Origin of the sequence: Gramella sp. AN32, assembly GCF_023718305.1 — a bacterium.
In the GTDB taxonomy this organism is placed as follows: Bacteria; Bacteroidota; Bacteroidia; order Flavobacteriales; family Flavobacteriaceae; genus Christiangramia; species Christiangramia antarctica.
This window is the reverse complement of record NZ_QEYO01000005.1, coordinates 117,067-142,533: the sequence shown is the minus strand read 5'-3', so window position 1 is coordinate 142,533 and position 25,467 is coordinate 117,067. Positions and strand designations below refer to the sequence as shown.

The window sequence follows — 25,467 nt, the reverse complement described above, 5'->3', positions numbered from 1 at the left end:
TTATGAAAAACAGATTATTAAAAACCGGAGTAGCTTCAGCCATATTTTTGACCACAATCGCCTTTACTTCAGGAACAAAACAGGTAGATATTAAGAATAGTACAATTACCTGGAAAGGGGAAAAAGTTACGGGTTCTCATCATGGTACTATAAACCTAAAAAGTGGTCATTTTAAAATTGAAGATGAAAAAATCCTTGGAGGTGAATTTGTAATGGATATGTCTTCGATTACAGTTACAGACCTTAGTGGTGAAAACAAGGGCAAATTAGAAGGCCATTTAAAATCTGAAGATTTCTTTGGAGTTGAAAAACATCCTTCAGCGAAACTTGTAATTACAAGCGCTGCTCAAAAAGGAGAGGGAAATTACGGAATTGTAGGTGATCTTACAATTAAAGAGCAAACCCATCCCATTACTTTCGATTTAAAAATGGATGCAAATTCAGCTTCTACAAAACTTACAATCGATAGGAGCAAGTATGATATTCGTTATGGTAGTGGGAGTTTTTTCGATAATTTAGGAGATAAAACTATTTATGACAATTTTGAACTGGATGTGAATCTTCAATTCTAGGAGAAAACATTTTTTAAAATTTCATTTGATATGAAAATTTTCATTTCTATATTTGAAGTCATGTTTATAAAAAATGCAAACAACTGGTGGTGGATCAACTTACGTAAAAATTCGTGAGCTAACTTGCCATTATAATAATAAATCATAGGCTTGTCTCACGACAAGCCTTTTTTGTTTTCCAAAAAATTAAAAATTCTGATGTTCAAATTAGAGACCCAATACAAAAAAATCCTGGCCGATACGATCACCCCGGTTAGTATTTATTTAAAACTTCGCGATCGTTATCCCAATAGTCTATTATTGGAAAGTAGTGACTATCATGCCAGTGATAATAGCTTTTCCTATATTTGCTGTAATCCCATCGCGACATTTAAAGTTGAAAATGAGACCATTGAACAGAAGTTCCCCAACGGTAAAATTTTAAATTCTGTTATCGATAAGAATACAAGTATCCCTCTGGAGATTCAAAAATTCGCTGGTAATTTTCATACAAAAAAATCTGACTTCAAATTTATCAATAATGGCATTTTTGGCTATATCGCCTATGATGCCGTTAAATATTTTGAAAATGTAGATATTCAGAAGAAAGAAAAGGATTTAAAAATCCCCGATATCTATTATGCGGTTTATCAGAATATCATCGCCATCAATCATTTTAAGAATGAGGCTTATATTTTTGATCACAGCCCCAATTCGGAAAGTAACCTTGAGGAAATTGAACAATTGCTGAAAGTCAAAAATTTTTCCTCCTATAATTTTTCGAGAGCTGGAGAAGCAAAATCTAATTTATCTGATGCTTCTTATAGGGAACTGGTAGAAACTGCAAAAAAACATTGCCAGCGTGGCGATGTTTTTCAACTGGTCCTTTCCAGGCGGTTTTCCCAAAAATTTAAGGGCGATGAATTTAATGTTTACAGGGCACTTAGGAATGTGAACCCTTCGCCCTATCTCTTCTATTTTGACTATGGAAATTTTAAAATCTTCGGAAGTTCACCCGAGGCGCAATTAATTGTAAAAAATGGTGTTGCTGAAATTCATCCAATTGCCGGAACTTATAAAAGAACAGGAAATGATGAAAAGGACGCGGAGATCGCTAAAGAATTAAGTAACGATGAAAAAGAGAATTCTGAACATGTAATGTTAGTAGATCTTGCCAGAAACGATCTAAGCCGAAATGGAACCAATGTGCAGGTAGAAAATTACCGTGAGATCCAGTTCTTTTCACACGTGATCCATCTGGTAAGCAAAGTTACGGGGAATAAAAACCCAGATGTTTCCACTGCTCAGATTGTTGCCGATACTTTTCCGGCAGGAACCTTAAGCGGAGCTCCAAAGCCCATGGCGCTTAAACTCATCGAAAAACTGGAGAATGTAAACCGAAGTGCATACGGCGGCGCCATTGGATTTATGGATTTTGAAGGAAATTTTAATCATGCCATCATCATTCGCTCCTTTGTAAGCAAAAATCATGAATTACATTACCAGGCAGGTGCAGGGATTGTTTCAGAATCCAAACCCGAAAACGAATTACAGGAAGTTTACAATAAACTTGGTGCTTTAACCAAAGCTCTTGAAATCGCTGAAGAAATTTAAAATGAAAAAAATACTTGTCATAGATAATTACGACTCTTTTGTCTATAATCTGGTTCACTATATCGAAGAATTTGATTTTGAGGTGGTGGTTCGTAGAAATGATCAACTAGATCTTGAGGATGTGGAAGATTATGATAAAATCCTTCTTTCACCGGGCCCGGGAATTCCTGATGAAGCGGGTTTATTAAAAGATATCATAAAAAAATATGCTCCCACTAAAAGTTTATTAGGAGTTTGTCTGGGAATGCAGGCGATGGGTGAAGTGTTCGGGGGAAAATTAATGAATCTTGCTGAAGTTCATCACGGGGTGGCTACAAAGAACATCCTTTCGGTAGAAGATGAATATTTATTTGATGGCTTTGAAAAAGAATTTCAGGTTGGTAGATATCACTCCTGGGTGGTTGCGGGGGAATTACCAGATAGCCTGGAAGCCACCAGCCATGATGAAAAAGGTGAGATCATGTCTTTGCGACATAGGGAGTTTGATGTTAGGGGGGTCCAGTTTCATCCAGAATCTGTTCTTACCCCAAACGGAAAAAGAATGATCAAAAACTGGCTGGAAGGCCCTAAAATATTGAATAGCGATCAAAAATTTGTGAAATTAAACAGTCAAGCTTAAGCAGTAATGAAAGAATTATTAAACCGATTAATAAATCACGAAACGATCACCACCCAAGAAGCTAAACAGGTGATCTTTAATATTTCAGAAGGAAAATATAATGAAACACAAATCGCAGCCTTCCTTACGGTTTATATGATGCGAAGCATTACCATTGAAGAACTGGAAGGCTTTAGGGATGCTTTACTGGAGTTATGTATAGCGGTAGATCTTTCAGCTTATAATACGATTGACCTCTGTGGAACGGGGGGCGATGGAAAAGATACTTTCAATATTTCTACCACAGCATCTTTTGTAACTGCGGGCGCCGGAATAAAAGTTTCAAAACACGGAAATTACGGAGTTTCTTCAATTAGTGGAAGTTCCAACGTGATGGAATATTTAGGCATAAAGTTTAGCAGTGATACAGGTTTTTTGGAACGCTGTATCGATAAGGCTAATATTTGCATTTTGCACGCGCCACTATTCCATCCGGCCATGAAAAATGTAGCTCCTGTTCGTAAAAGTCTGGCGGTAAAGACATTCTTTAATATGTTGGGGCCTATGGTCAATCCGGCATTTCCGCAAAATCAATTAGTGGGGGTTTTTAGCCTTGAACTGGCCAGGATGTATGCCTATTTATATCAAAAAACCGATAAAAATTATACTATTCTGCATGCATTGGATGGTTACGATGAAATAAGTTTAACCGGGGCAGCTAAAAGTATTAGAAATGATGCTGAACAGATACTTCTACCACAGGATTTTGGCGTAAAGGAATTAGATCAAAGTGAAATTGCCGGCGGAGGTTCCATTGAAAAATCGGCAGAAATATTAATTTCCATTTTAAAAGGGGAAGGGACTGCAGCACAAACTTCAGTAGTTTGCGCCAACGCAGGGATGGCCATCGCCACGGTTAACAAGATAACTCCATTGGAAGGAATGCAGCTGGCAAAAGAATCTATTAAATCTGGAAAAGCTTTCAAGTGTTTTGGCAAATTACAGGAATTAAGTAAACTCGAAAATTGATGAATATTCTTGATAAAATTGTTGCCGATAAACTGCTTGAAGTAGAACTAAAGAAAAAAGTAGTCCCGGTTTCCCAACTCGAAAATTCAGCACTTTTCAAGAGAGAAGTTTTGTCTCTTTCAGAAAAGATAAAAAAATCTTCTACTGGAATTATTGCAGAATTTAAGCGAAGGTCACCTTCAAAATCTATAATCAACCAGGACTTGAATATTCAGGAGGTGGCCAGAGGTTATGAAAAGGCTGGAGTATGCGGAATGTCTGTGCTTACTGATGGTAAATATTTTGGCGGCTCATTAGATGATCTTTTAATTGCCAGGGCAGCGGTGAATATTCCAATTCTTAGAAAGGAGTTCATTATTGATGAATATCAAATCTTAGAAGCGAAATCTTATGGCGCAGATGCCATCTTGTTGATTGCTTCGGTACTTTCAAAAGATGAATTGAAAAATTTCGCCAATTTCGCTAAAAACCTTGGTTTAGACGTGCTGTTGGAAATTCATAATGAAGCGGAATTGGAAAAATCTGTAAACGTGGCTGCAGATCTTATGGGAGTGAACAACAGGAATTTAAAGACCTTTGAAGTTTCCATTGAAAACAGTAAAAAGCTCGCTCAAAAAATTCCTGCTAACTTTGTAAAAGTTTCAGAAAGCGGGATTAGTAATCCGGCGGTGATCAACGAGTTAAAAAAGCATGATTTTAAAGGCTTTTTAATTGGCGAGAATTTTATGAGAACAAGTCAACCAGGAGAATCTGCTTCCAATTTTATTAGACAAATACAAAATTCCAATTAAGATGAATCTGGAAAATTCGAAAGAAAAAACGCTTATAACCTCAGCTTCCGGGCAAAGTATAGGTTTAAGTTTAAAAATTTGCGGGATGCAAAACGCGGGTAACATGCTTCAGGTTTCTGAGCTTGAACCCGATTATATGGGCTTTATATTTTACGAAAAATCGCCCCGCTATTTTGACGGGGAATTGCCGAAAATTGCCCCGGAAATTAAAAAAACAGGTGTATTTGTAAATGCAGGTGCCGATGAAATTCTGGAAAAGGTTTCTAAATATCATCTGAATGCAGTTCAGGTTCATGGAGAAGAGTCAGCAGGATTTTGTAAAGATTTGCGCTCTACACTGCAAAAGAGCGGTAACACTCCTGAAATTATTAAGGTTTTTTCAGTGGGGAAAGATTTTTCTTTTCAGGATATAAAACCCTTTGAAGGGATTGTAGATTATTTTCTTTTCGATACAAAAGGTTTAAACCCGGGAGGAAATGGAGAAACATTTGACTGGCAAATTTTAAAAGAGTATCCTTCAAACACGCCTTTTTTCCTAAGTGGGGGAATTGGTCTGGAACATGCCGAAGAAATTTCCGAATTAAAAAATCATTTTCAGCGTATGGGTAAACCAGGTTTATTATACGCCATCGATGTAAACAGCAAATTTGAACTGAAACCAGGTTTGAAGAAATTAAAAGAATTAAAGGAATTTAAAACCCACATAAATTTATAGGATGAGTTATCAGGTTGATGAAAAGGGCTATTATGGTGAGTTTGGCGGTGCTTTTATTCCGGAAATGCTTTATCCAAATGTAGAGGAACTACGCTCCCAATATATAGAGATCATGCAAAGTGAATCTTTTCAGAAGAAATTCAGGGCTTTGCTGAAGGATTATGTGGGAAGGCCTACCCCGCTATATTTCGCCAAAAGATTTAGTGAAAAGTATAATACAAAAGTTTATCTAAAACGCGAAGATCTTTGCCATACCGGTGCACACAAAGTCAATAATACCGTTGGGCAGATTTTGATGGCGCAGGAATTAGGCAAGAAGCGAATAATCGCGGAGACCGGCGCGGGGCAACACGGAGTGGCAACAGCCACTGTTTGTGCGCTAATGGGACTGGAATGTATTGTGTATATGGGTGAAATCGATATTGAAAGGCAATCGCCCAATGTTGCCAGAATGAAAATGCTGGGTGCAAAAGTAATTCCGGCAAAGTCGGGAAGCAGAACTTTAAAAGATGCGACCAATGAAGCGATTCGTGACTGGATAAACAATCCGGTGGACACACACTATATTATTGGTTCTGTCGTGGGGCCCCATCCCTATCCTGATATGGTGGCGAGATTTCAAAGTGTGATTTCCGAAGAAATTAAAAAACAGTTAAAAGAAGTTGAAAATACAGAAGATCCTGATTATGTGGTTGCCTGTGTGGGTGGTGGAAGCAATGCCGCAGGGATCTATTATCATTATCTGGACAATCCTAAAGTGGGGATTATCGCCGTGGAAGCCGCAGGAAAAGGAATTGATACCGGCGAAAGTGCTGCAACTTCAGCATTGGGAAAAATGGGTATTATCCATGGGAGTAAAACCCTGTTAATGCAAACCGGGGACGGACAAATTACCGAACCTTATTCCATTTCTGCAGGACTGGATTATCCTGGGGTTGGTCCTATGCATGCCAATCTTTTTACTTCCGGCAGGGGCGAATTTATTAGTATCACCGATGATGCGGCCATGAAAGCCGGCCTTGAACTTGCAAAACTGGAAGGTATCATTCCCGCCATTGAAACTTCCCATGCCCTCGCCATTTTTGAAAACAGGAAATTTAAACCTGATGATGTGGTAGTGGTAAATCTTTCGGGAAGAGGGGATAAAGACCTGAATACTTATATTGAATATTTTAATTTATAAGGTTCATTGCGAGCTACGAAGTAGTGAAGCAATCTCATCTTTATAAACCTAGAGATTGCTTCGGGCTTCGCTCTCGCAATGACAAAAAAATAGAAAATGAATAGAATTAATCAAAAACTGGAGGCAGACCATAAACTCCTATCCATATATTTTACTGCGGGTTATCCCAATACTAATGACACTGAAAAGATCATAGTTGATCTGGAAAAAAGCGGAGTTCATTTTATAGAAATTGGTTTGCCTTTTAGTGATCCATTAGCCGATGGGCCAACGATCCAGCAAAGTTCAACAAAAGCTTTAAAAAACGGAATGACTACCGAAAAACTCTTTGAGCAACTGGAGGGGATTCGAGACAAGGTTGAAATTCCCTTGATTATCATGGGATATTTCAATCCTATTCTACAATATGGAGTAGAGAAATTCTGTAAAAAATGTTCAGAAATTGGAATTGACGGATTGATTATCCCTGACCTACCGGTTGATGTTTATCATGAAAACTACCAGGATTTATTTGAAAAATATGGTTTGTTGAATATTTTCCTAATTACGCCTCAAACTTCTGAAAAAAGGATCAGGTTTATAGATTCCATTTCCAATAGTTTTATTTACATGGTGAGCAGTGCAAGCGTTACAGGATCTACTTCAGGATTTTCAGAAAAAACACATGAATATTTTAAACGAATTCATGAAATGAATTTAAAAAATCCTCAAATCGTTGGCTTCGGAATAAAAGATCATGAGACTTTCACTAAAGCAACAAAATTCGCCAAAGGGGCGATCATTGGTTCTGCCTTTATTAAAAATCTGAATGAAAATGGTATTGAGAGCATCAAGGAATTTGTTTGGAATGTGAAAGCTTTAACCTAATTGTAACAGGCTCTTCACAGCATTTAAGACCTTAAGTCCTTATCTTTAAGCTGTAACATTAAAAAACAACATTATGGGAGGCCCAATTGAAAACAACAGGAAAACTAGAAAAACTGAACAAACAAACCCAACAAATCCTACTGGTGATAGAAATCAACAAACCAACGATGTAGATTTTGATGAAAAAACCATTAAGGAACAACAAAACAAAAAATAAGCTATGGGACGAGGCGACAAAAAAACAAAGCGTGGTAAAATTGCGATAGGAACTCATGGGAAATTGAGGCCTAAACGTAAAAAGTTTAAAATTAAACCTTCAACCCTGGCAGATCAGGATAAGAAAGCTTTGAAATAAGTCGCTTAAAAATGATCTTTATACTGAAGAACCCTGAAGTCAACTGTGTTGAAGTCAGGGTTCTTCTTTTTTAGAGCTTTGTAAAGTTCACTGCTGCCAATAGAGATATTTGCCGCCCCTGAAGGTGCAGTTAAAGAAACAGTGGATATAATCCGGTTATCTAAAAGGAACTCATGAATCTTTGGCGTGGATTGGTCTATTAATTTTAATCTTATATGCGGATATTTATCTTTTAAGAGCTTTCTAAAAAAATATTCCGGGCCATTTTTAGAATTTCCGCCTGTAAAAATAAGCGTATCGATCTTAGGGAATTTTTTGAGAATTTTGATCATTTCCCTCAACTCCACATCCTGCATCCCCAAATCTGAAGCATCAATTTTTTCCCTGGTACTGCATTCCACAATATCGCAAATACCAATACCACGATTTGTCAGAAATTTTTTGCGTTGGGAAACGGCTTTTTCGGAATTATCGAAAAGAAGGTTTAGTTCAAAAATCTTATCCAAAATTGGCCATAATAGGCCATCCTTGCTTCCATAGCAAAAATCTACATCATCTGGTTTTAATTTACGGCTGGTAAACCTTGGCGGGGGGAGCGTTCCAACAATTAATTTTGTAGCGCTCGCCGGGATAAATGGCGGATAAGGGTGGGTATGGTAAAAAATAACTAGGGGGTTAAAATTACTATTCAATTGTAAAAATAGGAATTTATCTTATAAAAACCGGTTCACCTTCTTTTTCTGTATGTTTTTCGCTATAACGATACTGTTCATAATCATATCCCAAAACATCGTCCAGGTTTTCACAATTCTTATCCAGAATATATCGAACCATAGAACCCCTGGCCTTTTTTGCAAAAAAGCTGATAATCTTGAGTTCACCATTCTTAAAGTCCTTGAAAACAGGGGAAATTACCGGAACTTTCAATTTATTAGCATCTACAGCTTTGAAATATTCATTGCTGGCCAGGTTTAAGAAAAGTTCGTTTTCTTCGAGTTCATTATTCAAGAAAGTGGTTATTTTCTTTTGCCATACCTCGTATAAATTCTTTTTTCTATCAATTCCTATATCGGTTCCCATTTCCAAACGATAAGGCTGGATAAGGTCAAGAGGTTTAAGAATACCGTACATTCCGGATAAGATCCTTAAGCTATTTTGAATTTGATCTAATTTCCCTGTTGGAAGGCTGTATGCATCCAACCCGGTATACACATCTCCCGCAAACGCATACATCGCCGGGCGGGAATTCTTTTTATCATGCCCTTCCTGAAATTCCTGGTATCGGTTATAATTTAAATCTGCCAGCTTATCGCTAATGCTCATTAAACCAGAAAGCTTTTTTTTAGATTGTCTGGAAAGCTTCCGATTAATTTTTATGGTAGTATCAAGAAAATTTGGCTGAGTTCCTCTGGAAGTTGGAAGTTTAGATTCGTAATCAAGGGTTTTTGCCGGGGAAACAACAATCTTCATGCGTAAACTATTTTTGCCAAAGATAAGACTTCAGTCCAAAAATATAGAACATGCGAAAATTTGTTATTTATGAAATAATAGATGGGATTTATCTACAAATCTTCCAGCTGATTCCTGGCATAAGCCCTCCATTTTTCAATACAGTTTGCCATATCCTCGGGCAATTCGGTATCAAACCTCATCCATTCTCCGGTTTTTGGATGCTTAAAACCCAGCGTTTTGGCGTGCAGCGCCTGCCGGGGCAAGATTTTAAAACAATTATCTACAAACTGTTTATATTTGGTAAAGGTTGTGCCTTTTAGGGCTTTATCACCTCCATAGCGTTCATCATTAAAAAGGGTATGCCCAATATATTTCATATGAACCCTAATTTGATGGGTCCTGCCGGTTTCAAGTTTACAGGAAACCAGGCTCACATAGCCTAAACGCTCAATTAATTTCCAATGGGTAACTGCAGGTTTTCCATTATCTGCGTCGTCACCAACGTAAACGATATTCTGAAGCCTATTCCGCGGATTTCTTCCAATATTGCCTTCTATAGTTCCTTCTTCTCCCTCAATATTTCCCCAAACGATAGCAACATATTCCCTTTCGCTGGTCTTATCGAAAAACTGTTTAGAAAGATGGGCCATGGCATGATCTGTCTTGGCAATGACCAGCAATCCGCTGGTATCTTTATCGATACGATGCACCAGCCCCGGCCTTTCGCTGCTATTAACAGGTAAATTATCAAAATGATGAATAAGGCCATTTATTAAAGTACCGCTATAGTTCCCGTGTCCCGGGTGCACTACCAGTCCGGCTGGTTTATTAATTATTAATAAAGTATCATCCTCATAAACAATATCCAGGGGAATATCTTCAGCAACTAGCAGATTTTCGTAAGGTGGATGTTCAAACATCACCTGTACCACATCCCCCGCTTTCACCTTGTGGTTCTGCTTAACCACTTCATTATTCACATAAATATTTCCGCTTTTGGCAGATTTCTGAATTTTGTTCCGGGTAGCATTTTCGATAAAATTCATGAGGAATTTATCTACCCGCAATGGTTTTTGACCGCTATCTGCTACAAATTTGTGGTGTTCATAAAGCCCGGAATCATCATCCTGATCTTCATGATCTTCAGCTTCTGTATTTTCAGAATTCATCTGTGGCAGTAGTTTCATCAATATTTAGGGTATCTTCTTCCTGGATGCGGTACCTTCCGCTCCCATCCCCTAGAATCAGGTCGATTTTTGAAGTTTTCATTAATTCATCCCCGGCTTTTACTTCAGCACCTTTATGGCGAAGTTCCAGTACGGCATCTTCAGCGATATCTGGCTTATAGGTGATGTTGCCAATTTCAAAACCTAAAGATCTTAAAGTTGGTTCAACCTGTCGGCGGGTTTTTCTGATTAAATTATTGGGAATTTCCACTTTTCGATATCCCGAAGGATTTAAGGTGAGATAAATTTTACGTTCTTCTTTTACAAATTTTCCAGGTGCCGGGACCTGTTCTATGACAGAATATCTCGGAAAATCTGGATTAAAATTAGCCGAATCCAGGATTTCATATCTTAATTCCAACTCATCCAATCTCCCTTCTACGTCATCAAGGTTCATTTTTGCCAAATCTGGCACCTCAATTCTTTGGTCTTGATTTGTAGTAAAATCAAGCCATTGCATAGCCAAAAATGCCAATATAAAAAGCACCACAATAGCCAAAACTACCTGGATTAAAAAAGTTTTGCTAAAAATGAATCGGAATAATCCCATAGTCTTAAGATAATGAACAAAGATATAAAACCCTTTGGTTTTGGTGTTAGACCTTTTTAATGATATTTTTGTTTAACGATCTTTAAGCGGATTTATTGAAAATGAAGAAAAAAATTGCCATTGCCATGGGCGGATATTCTAGTGAATACCGCATCTCTATAAATAGTGGTAACGTCGTTTACCACAATTTGGATCCTGAAATATATGAACCATACCGTGTTCATATTTTACAAAGCGAATGGTTTGTGGTAGCCGCAGATGACACCCCTTATCCTATTAATAAAAGTGACTTTACCGTTGCTATTAACGACGAAATCATCCAGTTTGATTGTGTTTTTAATACGATACATGGTACTCCGGGTGAAAATGGTTTATTACAAGCCTATCTGGAATTGCTTAATATCCCGCAAACAACCTGTGGTTATTATCAGGCGGCCTTAACTTTTAATAAACGGGACCTTATAAGTGTTTTGAAACCTTTTGGTGTAAAAACTGCGAGAAATTACTTCCTGGATGCAAATGATCCTATCGATACCGCGAAAATCGTTGAAAAAGTAGGCTTGCCCTGTTTTGTAAAAGCAAATCGCGCCGGAAGTAGTTTTGGAATCACCAAGGTCAAAGAGGAAGCAGGGTTGTATGCTGCCGCGAAAACTGCTTTTGCGGAAGATGATCAGGCAATTATCGAGTCTTTTTTAGATGGTACTGAAGTTTCCGTTGGAGTGATTACTTATAAAGGTGAAATCATGGCCCTGCCCGTGACCGAAATTGTTTCAGAAAATGAATTTTTCGATTACGAGGCAAAATATCTGGGGAAATCCCAGGAGATAACTCCGGCAAGGATTTCAGAAGAAGACAGGGACAAAGTGCAGGAAATTGCCAAAATGATCTATCGAAAATTGAAAATGAAAGGTTTTACCAGATCTGAATTTATTTTCCAGAACGGTGAACCACATTTTATAGAAATGAATACCACACCTGGTTTAAGCCAGGCCAGTATTTTACCTCAGCAGGCTGAAAAAGCCGGAATATCCCTGCCCGAATTATTTGGGAGTGCTATTGAAGCTGCTTTAATCTTTAAATATTAAGCATGAGAATTGCTGTTTTTCCCGGTTCCTTTGATCCTATAACCTTAGGCCACACAGATATTATTGAAAGAGGATTGCCCCTTTTCGATAAAATCATCCTGGCAATAGGGACAAACAGTAATAAAAAATATATGTTCAGTCTTGAGAAGAGACTGCAATTTTTGTCAGAAACCTTTAAAAACGAAGAAAAAATAGAAGTTAAGACCTACAAAGGCCTTACGGTTGACTTTTGTAAATCTCAAGATGCCAAATTTATTCTTAGAGGCTTAAGGAATGCTCACGATCTGGAATTTGAAAAAGCAATTGGACAAACCAATTTTAAAATGTCTGGAATTGAAACAATTTTCTTAATCTCGGGTTCAGGAAAATCGCATATTTCTTCCACGATCGTAAGAGAGGTGATGCGCAATAACGGGGATTATTCCTTTATGGTTCCGCCAGCCGTACGCAAAAAATAAAAAATTTCTTAAACCGACTATCCCTGCCTGCGGCTGGCAGGCCCGCGGCAAGCCGTAGGGGTACCAGCCTGCCGGCATCGGGGAATTATTTAGACTAAAGCTGATATTTTAAATTAATTCCTCCGAAATAATTCCTGGGAAGCCCCGGATAATAATACCGGGGGGCACTCCCCCCAAATCCAACCGCATTGGTCACCACGCTTGCCGCATAACTTTCATTCAGAATATTATCCATCCCGAAGTTAAGGTCCAAATCCAAATTAGTAGAAAGCTGCCAGGAATAATTCAGTTTTAGATCTAATAATTGATAGGCATCTGTATAAAGTGAATTGGAGTCATCTAATGCCAGACTTCCCACCGCCTGATAATTTAAATTCCCCTGAAAATTTTTCCAGTTTAAGGTAACACCGGGAGAAATAGTATATTCCGGGGCTCCAGGAATTTCGTTCCCGGAGTAATTTTCCCCATTGTCTACAAATCGCTCAAATTTGTAAAAACTAAAATTGGAATTTAAACTCCAGGTTAATAGCACATCTTTCAATTTTGAATAAACTTTTGTATTTAATTCCATTCCATTATGGTTGGATTTCCCTGCGTTCACCCCAATATACTGGTCCTCTCCTATTCTACGCGCAACTAACAGATTCCTAATCTGAATAGAATACAAACTCAATTCCGTATAAAGCTTATTATTCAGCCACTCAGCCTTTAATCCTACTTCGTAATTAAAACCTGTTTCAGTTTTAAGGTTAGTATTGATAAGTCCTTCCGGAGTTAAAGTCTCTGCCACAGTTGGCGTGGAAAACCCATGACTAGCAGAAGCATACAAATTTTTTCCTTCAGAAAATTCATAATTAAGTCCAAGGCGCGGCGAAATAATTGGTTCAAAAGTATAATCCCCGCTTTGGTCGCTTTCCGAGGAATTAAACCTGTCATCTATGCTGTAAGCAGTTACATTCAGATTAATTCCTGCATCCAAAATCAGCTTTTCCGTCAATTCACTTTTTAACTCGCCAAAAATATTGAGGTAGTTTCTGGTTTGATCCAGGTCGTTCAACAATTGGCCTTCAACACTTCGCCTTTCTTCTACAGTTTCATACAGGTTCTCATAATTCTGAATCGTATAGTTTTCCAAAACACCTTCAGCACCAAAACTAAATTTAGAAGGAAGTCCAAAAAATTGCTTTTCCAGATTGAATTTTGTTCTTACACCCAAACCTGAAGATTTATCGTCCAGAATATCAAAAGGACGTGGTTCGTAACCATCGCGATAATTCAGAAAAACGGAGGTCTGATTTTTAAAATTTTCAGAGAAATTGGTCGTGTATGAAATTCCGGAGATAATTTTTTTATAAGACTCAAAACCCGCCGAAGCATTCCAGGTAAAAGCAGCTTTTTCGGGATTATTCCTGAAATCCTGTTCGTTTAGCGAACTGGGGATAAAAGCTTTTAAATCGATATAATTGAAAAGAAAATTCCATTTGTTCTCGTTTTGATTTGCAAGGCTGGCATTTAATAGAATTGAATTCCTTTCGTAGGCACCATTAGCTCTGAATCCGTCAGAATTTAACCGATTGTAATTAATTCTTAATCCTTTATTAAGTTTCGAGACTGCCGCGGAAATCCCAAATTTAGAGGTATTAAAACTGCCAAAATTCGATCGAAGTTCAGTAGAAACGCCTTCTTCCCCTAAATCTTTTGTATAAATATTAATAGCTCCACCCAGCCCGGCGCCAAAGGAGCTGGAAACAGGTCCTTTATAAACCTCCACCCTCTCCAGGTTTTCAGGATCAAGATCATCTAAAGTTAATTCGCCTTCAGCAGTGGTAAGGGGAATCCCGTCTAAATAAGCCTTAATGCGATTAGTGCTGTATTGTGCCCTGGCCCCAATTCCGCGAATATTGATCTTGTTGGTGTTATACGCACCCCGGTTCACATACACCCCCGAAACTTCGTTTAAGTTTTGCATAAAATCAAACTGACTTTTTTTCTGAAGATCGTTCTGGGTGAGCAAACTTACAGCATAAGAAGACTTTTTAATCGTTCCGGGGATATTGGAACCTCTCAATTCAATGACAGAAAGCGAATTGAAATCAGGCTGCATGAAAATTTGCAAATCCAGAATTTCTGACTGAATCTTTTTTTCAACAGAAACATAGCCCAAAGTTGAAATTTCCAAAAGCGCAGGGAATCCAATGTCATATAATTGAAATTCCCCATTTTCATCTGTAAGCGTAAAATTCTTTGAATCCTTTATTTTAATAAGGACATTTTCTATAGGTGCTTCATCAATTTTACTGAAAACCTTTCCGCGTATATGCTGTGCCTGAAGATTTCCAACAAATAAAATGAGTATTACCTGAACTAATATTTTTTTCAACCGCTAATTATTCTGTACTTATTCTCCAAATCTTGTTCCCGTCATCATCATTTACCAGCAGCGAACCGTCAGCCATCTGGGTAATTCCCACAGGTCTTCCATAGACTTCATTTGAGTTTTCGCCTGCATTGAAACCGGTAAGAAAATCTTCAGGTTGCCCCGGGTTTCCATCTTTATCCATCGGCACAAATAAAACCTTGTATCCGCTTAAGGTTGCACGATTCCACGATCCATGTTGACCCACAAATGCTCCGTTTTTATATTTCTCTGGAAAAGTATCGCCAGTATAAAAGGCCAAACCTAAAGATGCTGTATGTGGTCCCACCGGAACATCAGGAATGATCGCCGCTTCTACCTTCTCCTCATGAGGATCGTTGGTCCATCTTGGATCTTTAATTGCACCATAATAAGAATACGGCCAGCCATACCAGCCACCGTCTTTTACGCTGGTAATATAATCTGGCACCAAATTATCGCCAATCTTATCGCGTTCATTCACTGCTGTCCACAACTCCCCGGTGATCGGGTTCCAGTCTACACCTACGGGATTTCTTAAACCGGAGGCGAAAATCCTCTCACCAGTACCATCAGGATTGATTTCTATGATATTGGCACGGCGTTTTTCCTTCTCCATCCCATATTCGCCCACATTACTTGAACTTCCCACGGTGATATAAATTTTTGAACCGTCTTTATTACTAATTAAATTCCGGGTCCAGTGATGGTTATACCCTCCTGCTGGCAGGTCAAGTATTTTTTCACCTTCAGAATCGATGAAATTTGCGCCTTCTTTATATTTATATCTCATGAGCGCATCCACATTGGCCACGTAAAAATATCCGTCAAGGATGAGCATACCATAAGGCTGGTTCAGGTCTTTTAAAAACAAATGTTTTTCCTCTGGTTTTCCATCACTATTCGTATCTCTAAGTAAGGTAATTTGATTTGCACTGCTCTCTTTATCGTTAGATTCCACCACGAAAATATCATTATTAGAAGCGATATAGGTTCTTCTTGGATGCTGTAAACTATCAGCAAAAATTTCAACTTTAAAGCCTGCCGGCGCCTGTGGTTTTTTTCCTTCAGGCCATTCCACTAATTTACTGGGGTTGTTTACAGATTCCGAAGAAAATGGAGCGGGAAGTTCTAATTTTCCTATTGACGTTTCTACGACATCAGGCTTTGCTTTTGCCAGTTCCTGTTTTGTTTTTCTGCTTAAATCTTCAATCACCTGAGCCTCTGAAACTTGAGACATTCCCAACATTCCCAGGCTAAATAAAAAACATGTAATCTTTTTCATATTCTATTTTTGATTTAAAAATAGGCGGAATTTGATGCTTTAAAAAAGATTTGATTTCAATTAGGTATACTTTAACAGCATTTGCCCGCTGTAGATTAAATAGAAGGATTTTAGCATCTTTCTCTCTTTTTACTTAAGTTTACGGCAATATTTTTAGAAAATTTTATGAAAAAAATATTATTTCTTGTTTTAGTATTAATCACTTTAGGTAGTTGTGATTTTTCGAAATATATGCTCGTTAAGAAATATAATTTTGAAACGGTTTTTGAAAAGTCTGAAGGAACCGAAACCGCAACATATAATCAGGTAATAGATTTTTACAAACAGCTGGCCGAGGCCTATCCAAGCGTAAGTTTAAAAGAATTCGGAAAAACTGATAGCGGCCTGCCTTTGCATTTGGCAATTTTTAATCCTGATAAAAATTTTGAATTTGATGAGATTTCAAATGATTATAGCGTCCTTTTAATCAATAATGGAATTCATCCGGGTGAAAGCGATGGAATAGATGCCACCATGATGTTATTTCGGGATCTTGCCGGAGATTCTATAAAGGTTCCAAAAAATACGGTTGTTGCCACTATCCCAATTTATAATATTGGCGGGTCTCTAAACCGCAATTCCACTTCCAGAACGAATCAAAATGGCCCTAAAGAATACGGTTTTCGGGGAAATGCCAGGAATTATGACCTAAATCGGGATTTTATAAAGGCTGATACCAAAAATGCACAATCATTTTACGAGATTTTTCATACCGTAAATCCAGATGTTTTTATTGACAATCATGTGAGTAATGGCGCAGATTACCAATACACTTTAACCCACCTTTTCACCCAACACAATAAATTGGGAGGAAGTTTGGGCGAATACATCAATAAAAAAATGATGCCCGCGCTGGAAGATTCTTTAAAAGCAAAGGACTGGGATATCTCCCCCTACGTAAATGTTCATAATCAGGTGACTGAAGAAGGTTTTCCCCAATTTATGGACTGGCCCAGATACTCGACGGGATATGCTACACTTTGGAATACGCTCTCTCTTATGGTGGAAACCCATATGCTAAAACCTTATGACAAAAGGGTTGCTGGAACTTATGAACTCATGCGTTCCATGATAAATATCACAGATGCTGAAACTTCGGTAATCAAAGATCTTAGAACAAGGGCGAATAGAAAATATTTAACCGATAGGAATTATCCAATTCAATTTGAACCTGATCAAGAGAATCCCTCAAAAAGGCAATTTTTGGGATATGAGGGTGAAATGACCCCTAGCGAAATTTCTGGGGATGAAAGGTTAAAATACGATCGTGAAAAACCATTTTCAAAAGAAATAGACTATTACGATAATTATAAAACAACAGTTCAAATCGAAATACCAAGAGCGTATGTGATTCCGCAGGGATGGTGGCCTGTTTTGGATCGTTTAAAAATGAATGGGATTAAAATGGAAGCGGTTTCCAGGGATACAACCCTAAATGTAGAAATTTATAAAATTGAAGATTATAAAACTTCTCCAAAGGCATATGAAGGACATTATCCCCACAGCGATACGAAAGTTTCAAAAACAGTAGAAAGTGTACACTTAAGAAAAGGGGATTTTATCGTTACCACCTTTCAGGAAGGGGCGAGATATTTAATCGAAACCTTGGAACCGCAGGCAACAGATTCCTTTTTTAACTGGAATTTCTTCGATACCGTTCTTCAGCAAAAAGAAGGCTTTTCACCTTATGTTTTTGAAGACGTAGCAAAAGATCTACTTGAAAATGATCCTGGATTAAAAGAAGAATTCGAAGAAAAGAAAAGAACAGATCCTGAATTTAATGTTAACGCCTACGCTCAGTTAGACTGGCTACATAAGCATTCCAATAATTATGAAAAAGCACATTTACGCTACCCAATCTTCCGACTCCCCCGCTAAATAGGCATCAGAGAATAACATAGTGATATTAGCGTACGACTTTTTTAAAGCTTTTTGTGATTTTTTGAAATTTTTCCATTTCGCTTTTTTAATCCCCTCGCTTTTTTCAGGCTTAAGAGGGCCGTTAAAGTCGGTAGTCATTTCATACCAATAAGTTTCCTTTAACCTGAATTTTTGTTTACGTTTAAAAATGTGATAGGTTCTAGTGATAAACCTCGTGATTTCCAAATTTTGAACTCCTGTCTCCTCTTCCACTTCACGTATTGCAGAATCCTTTATGCTCTCTCCGTTTTCGGTCTTGCCTTTAGGAAGATCCCATCGCCCATTCCTGTAAATAAAAAGAATTTCCTTTTCGGGGTTCACCACCATTCCGCCGGCAGCTGTGACCACTTTTATTTTCTCGAAAAGAACATCTAAAATTTCGCTTTCCTTAGCATGATATAAATGTACAAACTCAAGTTTTCCATTATTTATCTTCTTGATGATTTTTTTTAACCGGACTGTTTTTAAAGGAAAGGTCTTGTATTTAGCTCCAATTTCTTTTCTTGAGGAAAGAATTATTGGAATATCATTCACAAAAACTTTATACATTTGCACCTATGATTTTGAATAAAGAAACAGCAAAAAAGACTGCTGAGCTTTTGTTGCAAATTAAAGCAATAAAATTAGAACCACAAGACCCCTTTACGTGGGCCAGCGGATGGCATTCGCCTATTTATTGCGATAATCGTGTAATTCTTTCTTACCCGGTAATAAGAAATTACATACGTGAACATTTTGCTAAGCAAATTGAAGGAAAATTTGGCAAACCAGATGTTATCGCTGCCGTAGCAACAGGCGCAATTGGGATTGGGATGCTGGTTGCAGAATACCTGAGCCTACCCTTCGCTTACGTTAGACCAGAACCTAAAGGTCACGGGAGGAAAAATCAAATAGAAGGAAATTTGGAAGAAGGCCAAACGGTTGTTGTAATTGAAGATTTGATAAGTACGGGGAAAAGCTCGTTAGGTGCCGTAAAAGCTTTAAAGGAAGCCGGTGCAAATGTAAAAGGGATGTTTGCAATTTTTACGTATGGCTTCAAAACTGCCGAAATTAATTTTAAGAAGGGCGGGATCGATTTGTATACCTTAAGTGACTACGATAATTTGCTGGAAACAGCCCAAAAAACCACATATATTAATGCAGAACAAGCTTCTATTCTTAAAGAATGGAGGGAAGATCCCGCAAACTGGAAAGTGACCTTATGAGATTAGAAAGTGAAAAAGTAACGACCAATAAGAACCAACAGGAAATGTTCATTTTTTTAACCGATGTTAGAAATTATGAGCAATTAATGCCTGAAAGTATTCAGAAATTTGAGCCTATTAGCGACGACACATTTCTTTTTCAATTAAAAGGGATGCCCGAAATCCACCTTCAGATCAAGGAAACAAATGAACCGGAACTTGTTGTTTTGGGTTCTACTTCTGAAAAATTGCCGTTTACTTTAAATATCCATATTTCTGAAAAAGGAACTGAGCAAAGTGAGGTTTTTATGGATTTTCAGGGAGAATTTAATGCCATGATGAGTATGATGATTAAATCTCCATTGAAAAAATTTATCAATACGCTAAGCGAAAACGCTGCGAAATTATAAATGAATAGGCGAAATTTCTCAGCTTTTTTTTTAATACAATAACTTTATCTCTTTAAGATCGAATAAAAGAACCTCTGCACCTTCAGTTTCTACTTTTAATTTTCCTTCCGGGCTCACCCCTTTGATCATTCCTGAAATCCTTACCCCATTTTGGAGCTCGAATGCTGAAACTTTATTTATTCGGAACATTTGCCGTTCATATTGAGTGATAATTTCATCAGAATTTATCTCCTTTATTTTTTCAAGCAGTTCTGAAATAGAAGAAATTATTTTTTCCAGAACATGATCGAGATTAAATTCAGCCGAAACCATATTGCGTAATGAGGATGCATTGGGTAATTTTTCAAAATCTGTTTGGTTCACATTCAAACCAATACCAATGACACTGGCGGCAATAATATCAGCCTGAATAATATTTTCAATTAAAATCCCTCCAATTTTGTAATTTGCTGACATTATGTCGTTAGGCCATTTTACGCTTAAGTTAGGAATTTGCAAATCTTCAAGCGCTTTTAAAACCGCGATTGAAACTATTGAACTTAGCAAAAAATAATGTGAAATCTTAAGTTGATTTAGAGGGTAAAGTATACTAAAAGTAAGGTTCTTACCTTTTTCCGATTCCCAAGTAGAATGGAATTGTCCGCGACCTTTCGTTTGCTCCTCTGCTACGACACAAACTGGCTGGAAATTTTGATTTCCCGCGTAAAACTTCCTTACAAAGGAATTCGTACTGTCGATGGCATTAACTTTGATTATACGCATATGGAGATGGACGTGGATTTGGAATTAAAACTTGTGGAACAATCTCTAGTAAAGAGCAAAAAAATGATAAATTTGCGTAAATAAATAAATTTAATGGCGAAAAAGGAAAAAAGCAACGACCAACTTATTTCACATATAGTAAAAGGAATTGAAGAAGTAAAAGGAAATGATATTGAAATTCTGGACCTTAGAGATATAGAAAATACCGTTTGTGACTATTTTATTATCTGTAACGGGACTTCAAACACCCAGGTGAACGCCATAGTAAATTCAATTCAAAAAACAGTAAGCAAAAATATACAGGACAAACCCTGGCATATTGAAGGAAGTGAAAATGCAGAATGGGTGCTTATGGATTACGTGAATATTGTTGTTCATGTCTTTCAAAAGCATATTAGAGAATTTTACGATATTGAGAGTCTATGGGGCGACGCCAAAATTACCTCTATAGAAAGTAGTTACTAAATAAAAAATCGAAAAGAAACGAATGGCGAATCAAAAACCCAAAAAAAAATTAGACCCAAAAAAGCCGAAATTTAGTGCCTACTGGATTTACGCAGGGATCATCCTCATATTTATTGCCATTCAATGGCTTGGAGGGGGAGGTTTTACCGAACCTGCCAAAACAAATCCTGCCCAGTTTAAAGAATTTCTAAAGAACGGTGATATTAAGGAGGTAAAAATCATTAATAAAAACCTGGCTAAAGTTTATTTAACTGATGAGGCCAAAGCAAAGGAAATCCATAAGGGCAAAACAGAAACTGAATTGTTGCCCACTGGTGAAACCCCTACTTATACTTTCCAGTTTGGAGACCTTCAAAATTTTGAAAATGACATTCAGGAAATAAAAGCGGAGTATAATTTAACTACCGAAGTTAATTACGAAAGTGAAAGTGATGTACTTTCAAATTTGTTCTGGTCTCTTTTACCGTTTATTCTGATCATTGGAGTCTGGATTTTCATAATGCGAAAAATGAGTTCTGGTGCCGGTGGTGGCGCCGGGGGCCAAATTTTCAATATTGGCAAGTCCAAGGCGAAATTATTTGATCAAAAAACCGATGTAAAAACCTCCTTTAAAGATGTCGCCGGATTAGAAGGGGCAAAAGAAGAAATACAGGAAATTGTAGATTTTCTTAAAACTCCTGAAAAATATACCGCGCTTGGTGGAAAAATTCCAAAAGGAGCACTTCTTGTAGGACCTCCCGGTACAGGTAAAACGCTTTTGGCAAAAGCTGTTGCCGGTGAAGCTAAGGTGCCTTTCTTTTCGCTTTCAGGATCAGATTTTGTTGAAATGTTTGTTGGGGTTGGAGCCTCAAGAGTTCGGGATCTTTTCAAACAGGCAAAAGAAAAATCACCTTCCATCATATTTATTGATGAGATCGATGCGATTGGAAGAGCGAGGGGAAAAAGTAATTTCTCCGGCTCTAATGATGAGCGTGAAAACACATTGAACCAGTTGTTAACTGAAATGGATGGTTTTGGCACCAATACGAATGTGATTGTAATAGCCGCAACCAACCGTGCAGATGTACTTGATAAAGCTTTAATGCGAGCGGGTAGATTTGACAGGCAGATCTATGTTGATCTTCCAGACCTTAATGAAAGGAAAGAAATTTTTGAAGTTCACCTGGCTCCTTTAAAAAGGGTGGCTGATGAATTGGATACGGAATTTTTAGCAAAACAAACCCCGGGCTTTTCGGGAGCCGATATTGCCAATGTTTGTAATGAAGCTGCTTTAATCGCTGCTCGAAAAGGCCATAAAGCTGTTGGAAAACAGGACTTTCTGGATGCTGTAGATAGAATTGTTGGTGGTCTTGAGAAAAAGAACAAGATCATTACTCCAGACGAGAAAAAAGCGATCGCTTTTCACGAAGCCGGTCATGCCACGGTAAGTTGGATGTTAGAACACGCTGCACCGTTAGTAAAAGTTACCATTGTTCCGCGAGGACAATCTTTAGGAGCTGCCTGGTACCTTCCCGAGGAGAGATTGATTGTAAGACCGGAGCAAATGCTGGATGAAATGTGTGCTGCTCTTGGTGGGCGTGCTGCGGAAAAAGTGATTTTTAATAAAATTTCAACCGGAGCCTTAAGTGATCTTGAAAAAGTTACCAAGCAGGCACGAGCTATGGTCACGATTTATGGATTAAATGATGCGGTGGGTAATCTCACGTATTATGATTCATCTGGACAAAGTGAATACAATTTCACTAAGCCCTATAGCGAGCGAACTTCAGAATTAATAGATAAAGAGATTTCCAATTTAATTGAATTGGAATACAAGCGTGCAATCGAGTTACTCGAGCACAATAAAGATAAGCTTACCCAACTTGCAGAAATTCTTCTGGACAAAGAGGTGATTTTTAAAGATGATCTTGAAAAAATCTTCGGAAAACGTCCTTTTGATAAAGATGTTGCTGAAGAAAAACTGGCGAAGAATAAGAGCAAGCTTCCCAAAAGCAAAGAACCTACTGAAACAATAAATGTTTCTGAAGGCGAAAGCGATCACGAAGAAATAGCCGAAAACGGTTCAGTTAACAAGTAATTTAGAACTACCATTAAAAAATCTTCAATTATCATTAGGTTAGTTGGAGATTTTTTAACTTTGGGGAAATCTGTGTAAGAAAATACAGTAAACCTATGAATCTATTTAAAAGATTCCTTAATCCGAATTCCAAATCTGAAACTGAACAGGAAAATCAGGATCCAACTCAGAGAGGAAAATATATGCCGGAGGTAAAATTACCTACCGATGAACGGTTTATGTTAAATTTTAAAAATAACGGGGGGAAATTTCTTTATTGTGTAAATGAAGAGGAGATCCAGGAAGCCTTCGATAATATTCTAATGGAGAATGATTGGTACGAAACGGAATGCTGTTGTTTTGATGACAATCTAAAGAGTAAATTCAATAGTTTTAATTTAGAGTTCAATAATTCGGCGAAAGCAGAATTTTATCTGTCTACCTGCGAATATCTGGTTGCCAATGATGGTTCAATTTTAATATCTTCAAACCAGATTAAAGAAAGAAAACTTCATGATCTTCCTGCTAATTTTATAGTACTTTCTTCTACAAGCCAACTTATCGATACCATTGGAGAAGGCTTAAGGGGAATTAAATACAAAAACAAACAGCAAATACCTTCCAATATCACTACGATTAAAAACTTCGAAACTCAGAAAGAGGGCGATTTTATGACTTATGGAAGTAGTACAAAAAACCTATATTTGTTACTTCTGGAAGATCTGTAATTTATGAAGGAAACCGTAATCCGTACTGTGTCCGGGCTGTTATATACGGCCATACTGGTCGCTTCCATCCTTTCTTCAGAGCTCATCTTTATTCTGCTTTTTTACCTGCTAAGCCTGGTTTGCCTTGTGGAAATGCAGAAGCTTTTACATTTAAAGAGTTATGCCCTGTACCTTGTACAAGCCTTGCTATTTTACCTTTTTAGTTTTCTAAAATTCAATCAAAATGCAACGATGTTGCTTTTACTCATCACTATTTTTGTAAACCTTTTTCTGGTAAAAGATCTTCTGATTATTAAAAAAATTCCTGTTTTTGAAAAGAAAAAGTATATCATCATTATCTTTTATCTTATTTCATCAACAATATTCTTAACCCTTATCCCAACTATACAGGGGACTTTTAAACCTAATCTTGTAATAGGCATATTTTTTTTAATCTGGACCAATGATACCTTCGCTTATCTGGTTGGGAAAAACTTCGGAAAAACGAAGTTATATGAAAAAATTAGTCCGAATAAAACTATTGAAGGCTTTTTGGGCGGACTGGTTTTTACCTGTATCATGAGTTATTTAATTTATTATTATACTAAATTCCTTTATCCTGGAGTTTGGCTGGGAATGGGTGTAATCATAAGCATATTCGGCACTTTAGGAGATCTGATTCAGTCAAAATTTAAAAGGCAGGCCGGTGTAAAAGACAGCGGGAAACTTATGCCCGGGCATGGAGGATTGTTTGATCGTCTGGATAGTATTATCTTTGCAAGTCCATTCGTGTATGCTTATCTATATTTATTAAATTATGTTTCATAAAGAAGGTTTTAAAATAATGACCCTTACTGCGATCATACTTATCGCAATAAATATCATTTCCTACAGTTTAATAGAAACCTACTGGATAAAATTTGCCATTTTGGTAGCCACTGTCCTGTTTTTCTTGCTAATTGTTCAATTTTTCAGGAATCCACAGAGAGTAACAGATCACAATGATGAGCATATTGTTTCTCCGGTAGATGGGAAAGTGGTAGTGATCGAAGAGGTTTATGAAAAGGAATATTTTAAGGATAAAAGAATACAGATCTCCATTTTTATGTCCCCCATAAATGTTCACGTAACTAGGCATCCTGTGGGGGGAAAAGTTACTTTTAGTAAATATCATCCGGGAAAATTTTTGGTAGCGTGGCATCCAAAATCCAGTGAAGAGAATGAACGCACTACGGTTGTAGTTAAGAACCCAAGGATTGGTGAAATTTTATATAGGCAAATTGCCGGGGCACTGGCAAAGAGGATCGTGAATTATGCTGAAACCGGTACTGAAGTTGTTCAGGGAAGTGACAGCGGATTCATTAAATTTGGTAGTCGAGTAGATGTTTTTGTTCCTTTAGGCACAAAAATTCGAGTAGATTTAAACGAAAAGGTTAAAGGTGGCATGAGCGTGATCGCTGATGTGAAAACCGAATAACATGGAACAAGAAAATAAAGCCCGGTTTTTGAAAGCCTATGAAATGGCAAGTAATACAGACCGGCAATTCCCACCAGATGTAATGCTGCATTTCTACGCGTTATACAAGCGGGCTACAGAACAGAATGGATTCTATATCCCTCCATCTAATAATGGGGATATTCGCAGTGCTTTTAAAATGAACGCCTTGTTCCAGGTAAAAGAATTGTCAAAAGCTGAAGCTGAAAAGATGTATATTGAACTTGTTGAAGAACATATAGGAGAAGTTTCTAATTAAGCCTGTCTACTTTCCT

Annotated in this window: 29 protein-coding genes; 21 read left to right on the top strand and 8 right to left on the bottom strand. The window is 37.5% G+C overall.

Translation table 11 applies throughout. The features are described 5' to 3' along the window. Positions 1–2: 2 nt before the first annotated feature. The 10 genes from DHD80_RS07910 (at position 3) to DHD80_RS07865 (ending at position 7,703) form a co-directional block, all read left to right on the top strand. Positions 3–572, top strand: a complete 570-nt coding sequence (locus DHD80_RS07910; RefSeq protein ID WP_251740621.1) for a YceI family protein — start codon at positions 3–5, stop codon at positions 570–572. A 198-nt stretch (positions 573–770) separates the two neighbouring features. Further along, positions 771–2,165, top strand: coding sequence for an anthranilate synthase component I family protein (locus DHD80_RS07905; RefSeq protein WP_251740620.1), 1,395 nt, complete (start codon positions 771–773; stop codon positions 2,163–2,165). Between the two features lies 1 nt (position 2,166). Then, positions 2,167–2,784 carry an aminodeoxychorismate/anthranilate synthase component II gene (locus DHD80_RS07900; RefSeq protein ID WP_251740619.1) on the top strand — a complete coding sequence of 206 codons (618 nt, stop codon included), beginning with the start codon at positions 2,167–2,169 and terminating at the stop codon, positions 2,782–2,784. Positions 2,785–2,790: 6 nt separating this feature from the next. Further along, the gene (gene trpD / locus DHD80_RS07895; RefSeq protein ID WP_251740618.1) at positions 2,791–3,792 is read left to right on the top strand and encodes an anthranilate phosphoribosyltransferase; all 1,002 of its coding nucleotides are present in this window, start codon (positions 2,791–2,793) and stop codon (positions 3,790–3,792) included. Next, on the top strand, positions 3,792–4,583 hold the full coding sequence (gene trpC / locus DHD80_RS07890; RefSeq protein WP_251740617.1) for an indole-3-glycerol phosphate synthase TrpC: 792 nt from the start codon (positions 3,792–3,794) through the stop codon (positions 4,581–4,583). Before trpD ends, trpC begins: the two co-directional genes overlap by 1 nt. 1 nt (position 4,584) lies before the next feature. Then, complete coding sequence (locus tag DHD80_RS07885; protein ID WP_251740616.1) at positions 4,585–5,298, top strand: phosphoribosylanthranilate isomerase; 714 nt, start codon at positions 4,585–4,587, stop codon at positions 5,296–5,298. A gap of 1 nt (position 5,299) precedes the next feature. Beyond that, on the top strand, positions 5,300–6,481 hold the full coding sequence (trpB, locus tag DHD80_RS07880) for a tryptophan synthase subunit beta (RefSeq protein WP_251740615.1): 1,182 nt from the start codon (positions 5,300–5,302) through the stop codon (positions 6,479–6,481). A gap of 96 nt (positions 6,482–6,577) precedes the next feature. Next, positions 6,578–7,348 carry a tryptophan synthase subunit alpha gene (gene trpA / locus DHD80_RS07875; RefSeq protein WP_251740614.1) on the top strand — a complete coding sequence of 257 codons (771 nt, stop codon included), beginning with the start codon at positions 6,578–6,580 and terminating at the stop codon, positions 7,346–7,348. 73 nt (positions 7,349–7,421) lie between these two features. Continuing rightward, positions 7,422–7,565: a hypothetical protein gene (locus DHD80_RS07870; RefSeq protein WP_251740613.1), complete on the top strand. Its 144-nt coding sequence runs from the start codon at positions 7,422–7,424 to the stop codon at positions 7,563–7,565. A 3-nt stretch (positions 7,566–7,568) separates the two neighbouring features. Then, entirely contained in the window at positions 7,569–7,703 is a 135-nt protein-coding gene (locus tag DHD80_RS07865) for a 30S ribosomal protein THX (protein ID WP_251740612.1), read from the top strand. 5 nt (positions 7,704–7,708) lie between these two features. Here the strand turns inward: DHD80_RS07865 and DHD80_RS07860 are convergent, their stop codons facing one another. From DHD80_RS07860 to DHD80_RS07845, 4 genes are all read right to left on the bottom strand, one after another. Then, a complete protein-coding gene (locus tag DHD80_RS07860) occupies positions 7,709–8,368 on the bottom strand; it encodes a uracil-DNA glycosylase family protein (protein WP_251740704.1) in 660 nt (219 codons plus the stop codon). Between the two features lie 43 nt (positions 8,369–8,411). Then, positions 8,412–9,173 carry a peroxide stress protein YaaA gene (yaaA, locus tag DHD80_RS07855; RefSeq protein WP_251740611.1) on the bottom strand — a complete coding sequence of 254 codons (762 nt, stop codon included), beginning with the start codon at positions 9,171–9,173 and terminating at the stop codon, positions 8,412–8,414. A gap of 92 nt (positions 9,174–9,265) precedes the next feature. Beyond that, on the bottom strand, positions 9,266–10,342 hold the full coding sequence (locus DHD80_RS07850) for an RluA family pseudouridine synthase (protein ID WP_251740610.1): 1,077 nt from the start codon (positions 10,340–10,342) through the stop codon (positions 9,266–9,268). Further along, entirely contained in the window at positions 10,314–10,931 is a 618-nt protein-coding gene (locus tag DHD80_RS07845) for a PASTA domain-containing protein (protein WP_251740609.1), read from the bottom strand. Before DHD80_RS07845 ends, DHD80_RS07850 begins: the two co-directional genes overlap by 29 nt. Before the next feature lie 101 nt (positions 10,932–11,032). Here DHD80_RS07845 and DHD80_RS07840 point away from each other — a divergent pair, with 101 nt between their 5' ends. Then, a complete protein-coding gene (locus DHD80_RS07840; RefSeq protein WP_251740608.1) occupies positions 11,033–12,016 on the top strand; it encodes a D-alanine--D-alanine ligase in 984 nt (327 codons plus the stop codon). A gap of 2 nt (positions 12,017–12,018) precedes the next feature. Next, positions 12,019–12,474, top strand: a complete 456-nt coding sequence (gene coaD, locus DHD80_RS07835) for a pantetheine-phosphate adenylyltransferase (RefSeq protein ID WP_251740607.1) — start codon at positions 12,019–12,021, stop codon at positions 12,472–12,474. Between the two features lie 94 nt (positions 12,475–12,568). Here coaD and DHD80_RS07830 read toward each other — a convergent pair whose 3' ends face one another. Then, complete coding sequence (locus DHD80_RS07830; protein WP_251740606.1) at positions 12,569–14,854, bottom strand: TonB-dependent receptor; 2,286 nt, start codon at positions 14,852–14,854, stop codon at positions 12,569–12,571. Positions 14,855–14,861: 7 nt separating this feature from the next. Continuing rightward, the gene (locus tag DHD80_RS07825) at positions 14,862–16,154 is read right to left on the bottom strand and encodes a sorbosone dehydrogenase family protein (RefSeq protein ID WP_251740605.1); all 1,293 of its coding nucleotides are present in this window, start codon (positions 16,152–16,154) and stop codon (positions 14,862–14,864) included. 165 nt (positions 16,155–16,319) lie between these two features. Here DHD80_RS07825 and DHD80_RS07820 point away from each other — a divergent pair, with 165 nt between their 5' ends. Further along, entirely contained in the window at positions 16,320–18,071 is a 1,752-nt protein-coding gene (locus DHD80_RS07820; RefSeq protein WP_251740604.1) for a M14 family metallopeptidase, read from the top strand. Here DHD80_RS07820 and DHD80_RS07815 read toward each other — a convergent pair. Further along, positions 18,039–18,662 carry an NUDIX domain-containing protein gene (locus DHD80_RS07815; RefSeq protein ID WP_251740603.1) on the bottom strand — a complete coding sequence of 208 codons (624 nt, stop codon included), beginning with the start codon at positions 18,660–18,662 and terminating at the stop codon, positions 18,039–18,041. The two genes, DHD80_RS07820 and DHD80_RS07815, sit on opposite strands and share 33 nt — an antisense overlap. 8 nt (positions 18,663–18,670) lie before the next feature. Here DHD80_RS07815 and pyrE point away from each other — a divergent pair, with 8 nt between their 5' ends. Together pyrE and DHD80_RS07805 are read left to right on the top strand one after the other, a co-directional pair. After that, positions 18,671–19,318, top strand: coding sequence for an orotate phosphoribosyltransferase (gene pyrE / locus DHD80_RS07810; protein WP_251740602.1), 648 nt, complete (start codon positions 18,671–18,673; stop codon positions 19,316–19,318). Next, the gene (locus tag DHD80_RS07805) at positions 19,315–19,707 is read left to right on the top strand and encodes an SRPBCC family protein (RefSeq protein ID WP_251740601.1); all 393 of its coding nucleotides are present in this window, start codon (positions 19,315–19,317) and stop codon (positions 19,705–19,707) included. The genes pyrE and DHD80_RS07805 overlap by 4 nt, the downstream gene beginning before the upstream one ends. 30 nt (positions 19,708–19,737) lie before the next feature. Here DHD80_RS07805 and DHD80_RS07800 read toward each other — a convergent pair whose 3' ends face one another. Next, a complete protein-coding gene (locus tag DHD80_RS07800) occupies positions 19,738–20,469 on the bottom strand; it encodes a biotin--[acetyl-CoA-carboxylase] ligase (RefSeq protein ID WP_251740600.1) in 732 nt (243 codons plus the stop codon). A gap of 93 nt (positions 20,470–20,562) precedes the next feature. Between DHD80_RS07800 and rsfS the strand changes: the two genes are divergently transcribed. The 6 genes from rsfS to DHD80_RS07770 all read left to right on the top strand — a co-directional run bounded on the left by rsfS (position 20,563) and on the right by DHD80_RS07770 (position 25,451). Beyond that, positions 20,563–20,934: a ribosome silencing factor gene (gene rsfS / locus DHD80_RS07795; protein ID WP_251740599.1), complete on the top strand. Its 372-nt coding sequence runs from the start codon at positions 20,563–20,565 to the stop codon at positions 20,932–20,934. Positions 20,935–20,956: 22 nt separating this feature from the next. After that, entirely contained in the window at positions 20,957–23,011 is a 2,055-nt protein-coding gene (gene ftsH, locus DHD80_RS07790) for an ATP-dependent zinc metalloprotease FtsH (RefSeq protein ID WP_251740598.1), read from the top strand. Positions 23,012–23,106: 95 nt separating this feature from the next. Next, the gene (locus tag DHD80_RS07785; protein WP_251740597.1) at positions 23,107–23,718 is read left to right on the top strand and encodes an LUD domain-containing protein; all 612 of its coding nucleotides are present in this window, start codon (positions 23,107–23,109) and stop codon (positions 23,716–23,718) included. 3 nt (positions 23,719–23,721) lie between these two features. Further along, on the top strand, positions 23,722–24,525 hold the full coding sequence (locus DHD80_RS07780; RefSeq protein WP_251740596.1) for a phosphatidate cytidylyltransferase: 804 nt from the start codon (positions 23,722–23,724) through the stop codon (positions 24,523–24,525). Further along, positions 24,515–25,174: a phosphatidylserine decarboxylase family protein gene (locus DHD80_RS07775; protein ID WP_251740595.1), complete on the top strand. Its 660-nt coding sequence runs from the start codon at positions 24,515–24,517 to the stop codon at positions 25,172–25,174. Before DHD80_RS07780 ends, DHD80_RS07775 begins: the two co-directional genes overlap by 11 nt. A 1-nt stretch (position 25,175) precedes the next feature. After that, positions 25,176–25,451, top strand: coding sequence for an acyl-CoA-binding protein (locus DHD80_RS07770; protein WP_251740594.1), 276 nt, complete (start codon positions 25,176–25,178; stop codon positions 25,449–25,451). Positions 25,452–25,467 lie beyond the last annotated feature (16 nt).

What these genes read in the sequence shown, in the direction of transcription:
- DHD80_RS07910 (WP_251740621.1), top strand. Translation starts at nt 3, where the DNA reads ATGAAAAACAGATTATTAAAAACCGGAGTAGCTTCAGCCATATTTTTG.
- DHD80_RS07905 (WP_251740620.1), top strand. Translation starts at nt 771, where the DNA reads ATGTTCAAATTAGAGACCCAATACAAAAAAATCCTGGCCGATACGATC.
- DHD80_RS07900 (WP_251740619.1), top strand. Translation starts at nt 2,167, where the DNA reads ATGAAAAAAATACTTGTCATAGATAATTACGACTCTTTTGTCTATAAT.
- trpD (WP_251740618.1), top strand. Translation starts at nt 2,791, where the DNA reads ATGAAAGAATTATTAAACCGATTAATAAATCACGAAACGATCACCACC.
- trpC (WP_251740617.1), top strand. Translation starts at nt 3,792, where the DNA reads ATGAATATTCTTGATAAAATTGTTGCCGATAAACTGCTTGAAGTAGAA.
- DHD80_RS07885 (WP_251740616.1), top strand. Translation starts at nt 4,585, where the DNA reads ATGAATCTGGAAAATTCGAAAGAAAAAACGCTTATAACCTCAGCTTCC.
- trpB (WP_251740615.1), top strand. Translation starts at nt 5,300, where the DNA reads ATGAGTTATCAGGTTGATGAAAAGGGCTATTATGGTGAGTTTGGCGGT.
- trpA (WP_251740614.1), top strand. Translation starts at nt 6,578, where the DNA reads ATGAATAGAATTAATCAAAAACTGGAGGCAGACCATAAACTCCTATCC.
- DHD80_RS07870 (WP_251740613.1), top strand. Translation starts at nt 7,422, where the DNA reads ATGGGAGGCCCAATTGAAAACAACAGGAAAACTAGAAAAACTGAACAA.
- DHD80_RS07865 (WP_251740612.1), top strand. Translation starts at nt 7,569, where the DNA reads ATGGGACGAGGCGACAAAAAAACAAAGCGTGGTAAAATTGCGATAGGA.
- yaaA (WP_251740611.1), bottom strand. Translation starts at nt 9,173, where the DNA reads ATGAAGATTGTTGTTTCCCCGGCAAAAACCCTTGATTACGAATCTAAA.
- DHD80_RS07850 (WP_251740610.1), bottom strand. Translation starts at nt 10,342, where the DNA reads ATGAAACTACTGCCACAGATGAATTCTGAAAATACAGAAGCTGAAGAT.
- DHD80_RS07845 (WP_251740609.1), bottom strand. Translation starts at nt 10,931, where the DNA reads ATGGGATTATTCCGATTCATTTTTAGCAAAACTTTTTTAATCCAGGTA.
- DHD80_RS07840 (WP_251740608.1), top strand. Translation starts at nt 11,033, where the DNA reads ATGAAGAAAAAAATTGCCATTGCCATGGGCGGATATTCTAGTGAATAC.
- coaD (WP_251740607.1), top strand. Translation starts at nt 12,019, where the DNA reads ATGAGAATTGCTGTTTTTCCCGGTTCCTTTGATCCTATAACCTTAGGC.
- DHD80_RS07825 (WP_251740605.1), bottom strand. Translation starts at nt 16,154, where the DNA reads ATGAAAAAGATTACATGTTTTTTATTTAGCCTGGGAATGTTGGGAATG.
- DHD80_RS07820 (WP_251740604.1), top strand. Translation starts at nt 16,320, where the DNA reads ATGAAAAAAATATTATTTCTTGTTTTAGTATTAATCACTTTAGGTAGT.
- DHD80_RS07815 (WP_251740603.1), bottom strand. Translation starts at nt 18,662, where the DNA reads ATGTATAAAGTTTTTGTGAATGATATTCCAATAATTCTTTCCTCAAGA.
- pyrE (WP_251740602.1), top strand. Translation starts at nt 18,671, where the DNA reads ATGATTTTGAATAAAGAAACAGCAAAAAAGACTGCTGAGCTTTTGTTG.
- DHD80_RS07805 (WP_251740601.1), top strand. Translation starts at nt 19,315, where the DNA reads ATGAGATTAGAAAGTGAAAAAGTAACGACCAATAAGAACCAACAGGAA.
- DHD80_RS07800 (WP_251740600.1), bottom strand. Translation starts at nt 20,469, where the DNA reads ATGCGTATAATCAAAGTTAATGCCATCGACAGTACGAATTCCTTTGTA.
- rsfS (WP_251740599.1), top strand. Translation starts at nt 20,563, where the DNA reads ATGGCGAAAAAGGAAAAAAGCAACGACCAACTTATTTCACATATAGTA.
- ftsH (WP_251740598.1), top strand. Translation starts at nt 20,957, where the DNA reads ATGGCGAATCAAAAACCCAAAAAAAAATTAGACCCAAAAAAGCCGAAA.
- DHD80_RS07785 (WP_251740597.1), top strand. Translation starts at nt 23,107, where the DNA reads ATGAATCTATTTAAAAGATTCCTTAATCCGAATTCCAAATCTGAAACT.
- DHD80_RS07780 (WP_251740596.1), top strand. Translation starts at nt 23,722, where the DNA reads ATGAAGGAAACCGTAATCCGTACTGTGTCCGGGCTGTTATATACGGCC.
- DHD80_RS07775 (WP_251740595.1), top strand. Translation starts at nt 24,515, where the DNA reads ATGTTTCATAAAGAAGGTTTTAAAATAATGACCCTTACTGCGATCATA.
- DHD80_RS07770 (WP_251740594.1), top strand. Translation starts at nt 25,176, where the DNA reads ATGGAACAAGAAAATAAAGCCCGGTTTTTGAAAGCCTATGAAATGGCA.